Consider the following 6,229-nt stretch of genomic DNA (forward strand, 5'->3'; position numbering starts at 1 on the left):
CTTTAAAACTCTTTGAAAAAAAATAAATTGGTACAAAACCTAGTGGCAAAATATACAAAACCCGCTGGCAAGCTACAATACAGCTCCACGCAAGAACGAATAAATACAAAATTCAATGGAGCGGGCGATGGGATTCGAACCCACGACCCCAACCTTGGCAAGGTTGTGCTCTACCCCTGAGCTACACCCGCTTACCGATTCGATATATATCTTGCCTGTATGGCGTAGGCTTCTACGAATTGCAACAAAAAAATATCATTTTAGTTTGATTTATTTTGTCCATGTTTTAATAAAATGAAATAAAGATTGATTTTATAAGATTCTTCAGTAATAGATTATTCCTTTTTTAATTTTGCATAGAGAGGGGTGGAATATAATGTTGAAGAGAATAAATATATTGGGGATTATCATTGCAGCTGTTTTTATGATGAACAGTGTTGCAAAAGCGGATGACCAAGTTAAACACATTAAAGTTGCACTCACACAAATTATGGTCCATCCTGCTGCGGATGCCGTTCGTAAAGGTGTGGAAGATGTTCTTGCGGAAAATGGTTATAAGCAAGGTGAAAATTTTCAGCTCACCTTTTTATCAGCGCAAGGCAATATTTCAACAGCAACGCAAATTGCACGTAAATTTGTTGGTGATAAACCTGATGTTATTGTAGCGATTACCACGCCTTCAGCACAAACAATGCTTGCGGCAACAAAAACAATTCCTATCGTCTTTGCGGCGATTTCTGATCCTATCGGAGCTAAAATCGTTTCTTCGCTTACCAAACCTGGCGGTAATGTGACGGGGAGTTCTGATCGTATAGATGTTGCAGAAAGTGTTAAACTTTTACAAGAAGTAAAACCAGATTTGAAAAAAATTGGTTATCTTTATAATGCTTCTGAAGCAAATTCTGTTTCAACACTTAAGGTGTTAAAGGATGCGGCAAAAAAAGTTGGAATTGAAATCGTTCCTTCATCGGCACCAAAACCTTCAGATGTTCAGGCAGCAACACGGGCTTTAATCGGTAAGGTAGATATCATTTTTATTCCTGCTGATAATACTGTTCTTTCTGTTTTAGAGGGTGCAGTAAAGGTCACACAGGAAGCAAATGTTCCTATATTTACTGTTGATGCTAATTCTATCGGACGTGGGCCTTTTATGACGCAAGGTGTGAATTTCTATGATGTAGGGGGTGATGCTGGGAAGTTGGTTGTGCGTATTCTAAAGGGTGAAAAGCCTGGTGATATTGACGTTGTGCAGGCGGCTAATAATGACATTCGAATTGATATGAAAGCAGCAAAAAAAGCGGGGATTGTTATTCCGCAGGCAGTTATTGATCGCGCGACAAAAGTGATTCAATGACTTTCATTGATAGGATGTTGATACAATAAAATACGTTAAGTTTTCATGGGGATTGTCTTTACATGAATATATTTGCGTTTTCTGGCGCTGTGGAATTAGGTCTTATTTATGCTTTTGTGGCTATAGGGGTTTATCTCTCTTTTCGCGTTTTGGACTTTCCTGATTTAACAGTTGATGGTTCATTTCTTCTTGGGTCTTGTGTCTGTGGTGTCTTGATTCTTTTAGGTTTTAATGCATGGGCAGCTATGGCATGTGCTTTTTGTGCAGGCATGGTAGCTGGTTTATTAACAGCTATGTTGAATTTGCGTTTTGGTATTTTAAATCTTTTGGCTTCCATTTTAACAATGTCAGCGCTCTATACGGTTAATCTTCGTATTATGGGAATTATGGGAGGATCTAATGTTAATTTAGCGCTTGCTGATACGGCGTTAACGCCCTTTTATAATCTGTTTGGTTTGTCTGATATTTTTGTGCGGCCTCTTTTCATTGGTATTGTATTGCTGGTTGTGGCGTTTTTGATTTGGCGTTTTTTGGAAAGCGAAATAGGTCTTGCTATGCGTGCAATGGGAGCTAATCCACGGATGGCTACAGCTCAAGGGGTTCATACGTCGGCGTTAATTTATTTTGGTATGGGGCTTTCAAATGCCTGTGTTGCACTTGGTGGTTCTCTTTATATTCAAACTGCGATTGCAACGGATATTACCGGTGGAATTGGAACAATTGTTTTTGGGTTGGCAGCTGTGATTATCGGTGAAACTTTATTTCGTACGCGTAATATTTTTTGGATTATAATCAGCTGTATTGTGGGGTCTGTGCTTTATCGTGTGGCGGTGCAATTTGCATTTGAGGCAAATGGAATTGGTATTGATACGTCGACAGATCTTCAGTTGATTACTTCACTGTTGGTTATTTTAACCCTTATTGTGCCACGCTATTGGAGGAGGCGTAAACGTGATTGAGTTTTCTCATGTTGGGGTTACATTTAAACCGCAAACACCTTTGGAAAAACAGGCTTTAATTGATATTAACCTTAAAATTGATCAGGGTAGTTTTGTTACGGTTATCGGTTCAAATGGCGCTGGTAAATCAACCTTGCTCAGTGTTTTAGCGGGTGCAACGCTTCCCTCAACAGGGAAAGTGGTTATCAATGGGCAAAATGTTTCTAGGCAGTCAGTCAGTGAACGCGCTGGAAAGGTTGCTTGTGTTTTTCAAGATTCTTTGATAGGCAGTTGTGGTTCTTTAACAATTGAAGAAAATTTGGCTCTTGCTGCTCTTCGAGGAAGTCGTCGTGGTTTGCGCTCGGCTTTAAATCATGAGAAACGGCAATTTTTTCGAGAAAAAATTGCTCAATTAGGCATTGGTCTTGAAGCATATATTCATAATCCTATGGACAGTTTATCAGGTGGGCAACGCCAAGCTGTTTGCCTTGTGATGGCAACATTAGCTCATGCGGATGTTTTATTGCTTGATGAACATACCTCAGCGCTTGATCCTGGAATGGCTGATTTTGTGATGCGTTTGACTGAAAAAATCGTTAAAGATAAAAAGTTAACGACTATTATGGTGACTCATTCTATGCGTCAGGCTCTTGATTATGGTGATCGCACCTTGATGTTGCATGGTGGAAAAGTGATTTTGGATGTCTGTCATGAAGAGCGTAAGGGCTTGGATGTCAATGACTTAATTGGCATGTTTCAGAAAGTTCGCGGGGAAGTTCTTGATGATGATGAACTGTTAATGGATTAATAATGTGGCTCAGAAAAAAGCACATGAAGTTGATCAGTTTTTAACGCGTTTTTCACGTGCTTTTCCTATTGTTCTCATTTATGGGCCAGATCGTGGTCTTATTTGTGAGCGTGCACAATGTTTTGCAAAACTTACAAAGGTAGCAATAGAAGATCCATTTTCGACAGTTCGTTTGGATGCTGCTGAAATTGATAAAGATCCTGCACGTTTGGAAAATGAAGCGCGTACGTTATCGCTTTTTGGGGGAGACCGTTTGATATGGATCTCTAATGCGGCTAATCAAAAAGGTTTTCTTGCTGCCTTGAAACTTTTAATTGAGAAGCCACCAGAAGCTTGTTTTATACTCATTGAATCAGGGGATTTAAAAAAAGGAACAGGGTTGCGCAATGCTGTTGAAACGGCGTCAAAAGCGATGGCTTTGCCCTGTTTTGCAGATGATATGCGTTCTCTTGACGGTTTGATTGATGAGGTTTTAAGGAAGTTTAAGAAGACTGTTTCTTTGGATGCACGTAGATGGTTGCATGAAAGTTTAGGGGCGGATCGCCTTGTATCACGAGGTGAATTAGAAAAGCTTTGTCTTTACGCTGCAAATGCTCACGTTACTCTTGAAGATGTGAAAGCTGTTGTAAGCGATGTCAGTGCTCTTTCTCAAGATGAAGTCATTGATGCTCTTTTATTGGGCGATATATCAGGCTTTGAAGCGCATTTTAACCGACATGCAGCATTGCATGGGGCGCTTTTTTTTATTTTGAGTACAGCACAAAGGCATTTTCAGCAATTACAGCTATTGCGTTATCAGGTAGAGGTTGAAGGAAAATCGCCCTTTACGGTGGTTTCTCAAGCACGGCCTCCCATTTTTTTTCAACGGAAAAAGATCGTTGAGCAAGCTTTAAAATATTGGAAGTTAGAACAAATTTCTTATGCAATGGAAAGAATTCAGAGTGCTGTTTTAGACAGTCGTAAAAATCCACTTTTGGGTGAAGCTATCATTCGCCAAGTTTTGTTAGGGCTTACAATTATTGCACGACGCCAGATGGCAGCTTAACAGTTTAGAAATATGATGATTTTTTATTTTTAGTACGCCACAGAGGTATTTTAAGCAATTAAAACTGTTGTGTTATCAAGTAGAGGTTAGTTGTAGTTTTGAAGTTGCATTTGAAGAGCTTGAAATTTTTATAGAAACTTTTCTTCAGACAAATTATTTATCTTTGAAAGGCAGTTTTTACACGGTTTTATTATCTTGTTGTGTCGTAAAACACTGTTGGTTCGTGATATAGGGCTCAGGCAAAATTTACGTATTCGGTGTTTTTTGTGTGAGTATGGGGTGAATATTAGGCTGGTTCATAGCGCCTTAATGGGGTAACATCCCTCATGCAAAACAGAGCATCTCAAACAACAGAAGACACTTGTATGGTAAATTCATGCGCTTTCTTAGAAATATTTCTCAATGCGCGTCATATTTATTTCGCGACGGCGTTTGTGAATGGTATAATGGTAAAGTGCTCCTTGAAGAATATGAAATCCATAGAGCATCACTATTTTTACGCTTAATAAAAGTGCAAGCCAGAGCATCATCATATATTTGTCTAGTCTCTAATTTGCTACAGTTTTTGGCATTAGAGAGCGTTTTGCATCATTTTTTTCTCACATGTCTTCTTGTGACGTGCAGACAAGAGAGTTTGTGATGGAAGAATTTTACCGTATTTGAAGTTATGATTCAAATTGAAAAACAATTATTATATTTATAAATCAATATATTATAGATTAATTGAATCACTTAAAATAGTGAATTAGTGGAATCTTTTAGACAAGAAAATGAATTGTTTGCAGATCGGTATGAACTAAGAATCTTCGTGGGATGAGGAGAAAGTCAAAATAGATTATGATGAAAACGACAGTACCTATGAGGAGATTTTTATTTTTGATACAGAGATGATTATCTTAGCAATGAATGTGTCTCATAAACAGAGCAAGCCATTGTTTATTATTATAACTCATCATTTTTCATATTGAGTCAATCAAAACGATGTCTTTTGCACGTCATAAGTGGGGGCGTGTGGATAAAAACTGTGCAAGAAAGCACTAAAAATGCCTCTTATGAATGCTCTCAAATTCCAAGGGTTTTTGCAACATTGGAGGTAGGCAAATATAATGATAGTGTTTTATTAAGTGTGAAGAGGGTCGTGCTTAATGGATTTATAGTTATAACATTTACAAACACTGTCGTGAGATAGGCTGGGGAGAGAGATGTCTTTTTAAAACAAACGCATGAATTTGCAATCCAAATCTATCCTGTTTAGGGCGCTTTGTTTTACGTGAGGGGTATGGCTCCATTAAAGGGATATTCGGTGTTTTGTTATCAAACTTTTTCTTTATTGAGAGAGCGTGTTTTTCTCATATTTGTTTGATTTACGGTATCAGGAATCGGGAGAGGAAAATGTTTTTAATGGTATTTTTTGTATGCGTTATTTTACGGTGTTTTCAATATTCATAAAACTTGTGTTGATGTTGTAGGTGGAGGCGTAATACATTCTTATATAGGTCTGATGTACAAATTAATGAACGTATTGGGATAATTTGGAAAGAGTTGGTGTCTGCTTACGCTTTTGATGTGTTTTTTGTGAGTAAATTAGTAAGATTTAGTAAGATAAAGTAAATTGATGAGATTTTATGTAGAGTCGTTGTTATCTTAATTGAGAGTGCATTTAATTTTTGTTTCAGTGATGCGCTTTGATCAGTAATTAAGTGGGAGTTTTAGAGCGTGATGTTAGATTTCTCGTCATTTATTTTTAATGTATTTTCTAGGTAAAATGATCTGTTGTCAGCTTGCGCAGGTGATGATTGGTAAACTGCGTTATTCTTTATTTCCTAGTTGTCGTTTTTTAATGTTTTACGCATAACTCTTGAACAAACAGACAGGAAAATTATGATTTTACAATTGTTTTTATTGCCATTTGCAAAGAATCTTTGAAGGTGAAAGATGCGCCATATTCAATTTGAAAAAATAGCACTCATTGGAATCGGTCTGATTGGATCTTCTTTAGCAAGAGTTATTAAAAAGAAAAATCTTGCGGCTCAAATTTCTATTGCAACACGTCGTTCAGAAACCTTGAAAAGAGCGCGCGAATT

Annotated in this window: 5 protein-coding genes and 1 tRNA gene; 5 read left to right on the top strand and 1 reads right to left on the bottom strand. The window is 37.6% G+C overall.

Features of this window, described 5'->3' with window-relative positions:
- Positions 1–116: 116 nt before the first annotated feature.
- A tRNA-Gly gene (locus tag ACFIKE_RS07785) sits at positions 117–191 on the bottom strand.
- Positions 192–376: 185 nt separating this feature from the next.
- On the opposite strand from ACFIKE_RS07785, the gene ACFIKE_RS07790 reads away from it, so the two are divergent.
- The 5 genes from ACFIKE_RS07790 to ACFIKE_RS07810 form a co-directional block, all read left to right on the top strand.
- Positions 377–1,354 carry an ABC transporter substrate-binding protein gene (locus tag ACFIKE_RS07790; protein WP_375626061.1) on the top strand — a complete coding sequence of 326 codons (978 nt, stop codon included), beginning with the start codon at positions 377–379 and terminating at the stop codon, positions 1,352–1,354.
- Positions 1,355–1,416: 62 nt separating this feature from the next.
- Entirely contained in the window at positions 1,417–2,313 is an 897-nt protein-coding gene (locus ACFIKE_RS07795) for an ABC transporter permease (protein ID WP_375626060.1), read from the top strand.
- Positions 2,306–3,100: an ABC transporter ATP-binding protein gene (locus tag ACFIKE_RS07800; protein ID WP_273787584.1), complete on the top strand. Its 795-nt coding sequence runs from the start codon at positions 2,306–2,308 to the stop codon at positions 3,098–3,100. Before ACFIKE_RS07795 ends, ACFIKE_RS07800 begins: the two co-directional genes overlap by 8 nt.
- A 4-nt stretch (positions 3,101–3,104) precedes the next feature.
- Positions 3,105–4,145, top strand: a complete 1,041-nt coding sequence (holA, locus tag ACFIKE_RS07805; RefSeq protein ID WP_375649076.1) for a DNA polymerase III subunit delta — start codon at positions 3,105–3,107, stop codon at positions 4,143–4,145.
- Between the two features lie 1,935 nt (positions 4,146–6,080).
- The coding region (locus tag ACFIKE_RS07810) for an NAD(P)-binding domain-containing protein (RefSeq protein ID WP_375649078.1) at positions 6,081–6,229 on the top strand (149 nt) is incomplete at its 3' end.

The organism is Bartonella sp. MU70NMGDW (assembly GCF_042194085.1).
Lineage (GTDB): Bacteria > Pseudomonadota > Alphaproteobacteria > Rhizobiales > Rhizobiaceae > Bartonella > Bartonella grahamii.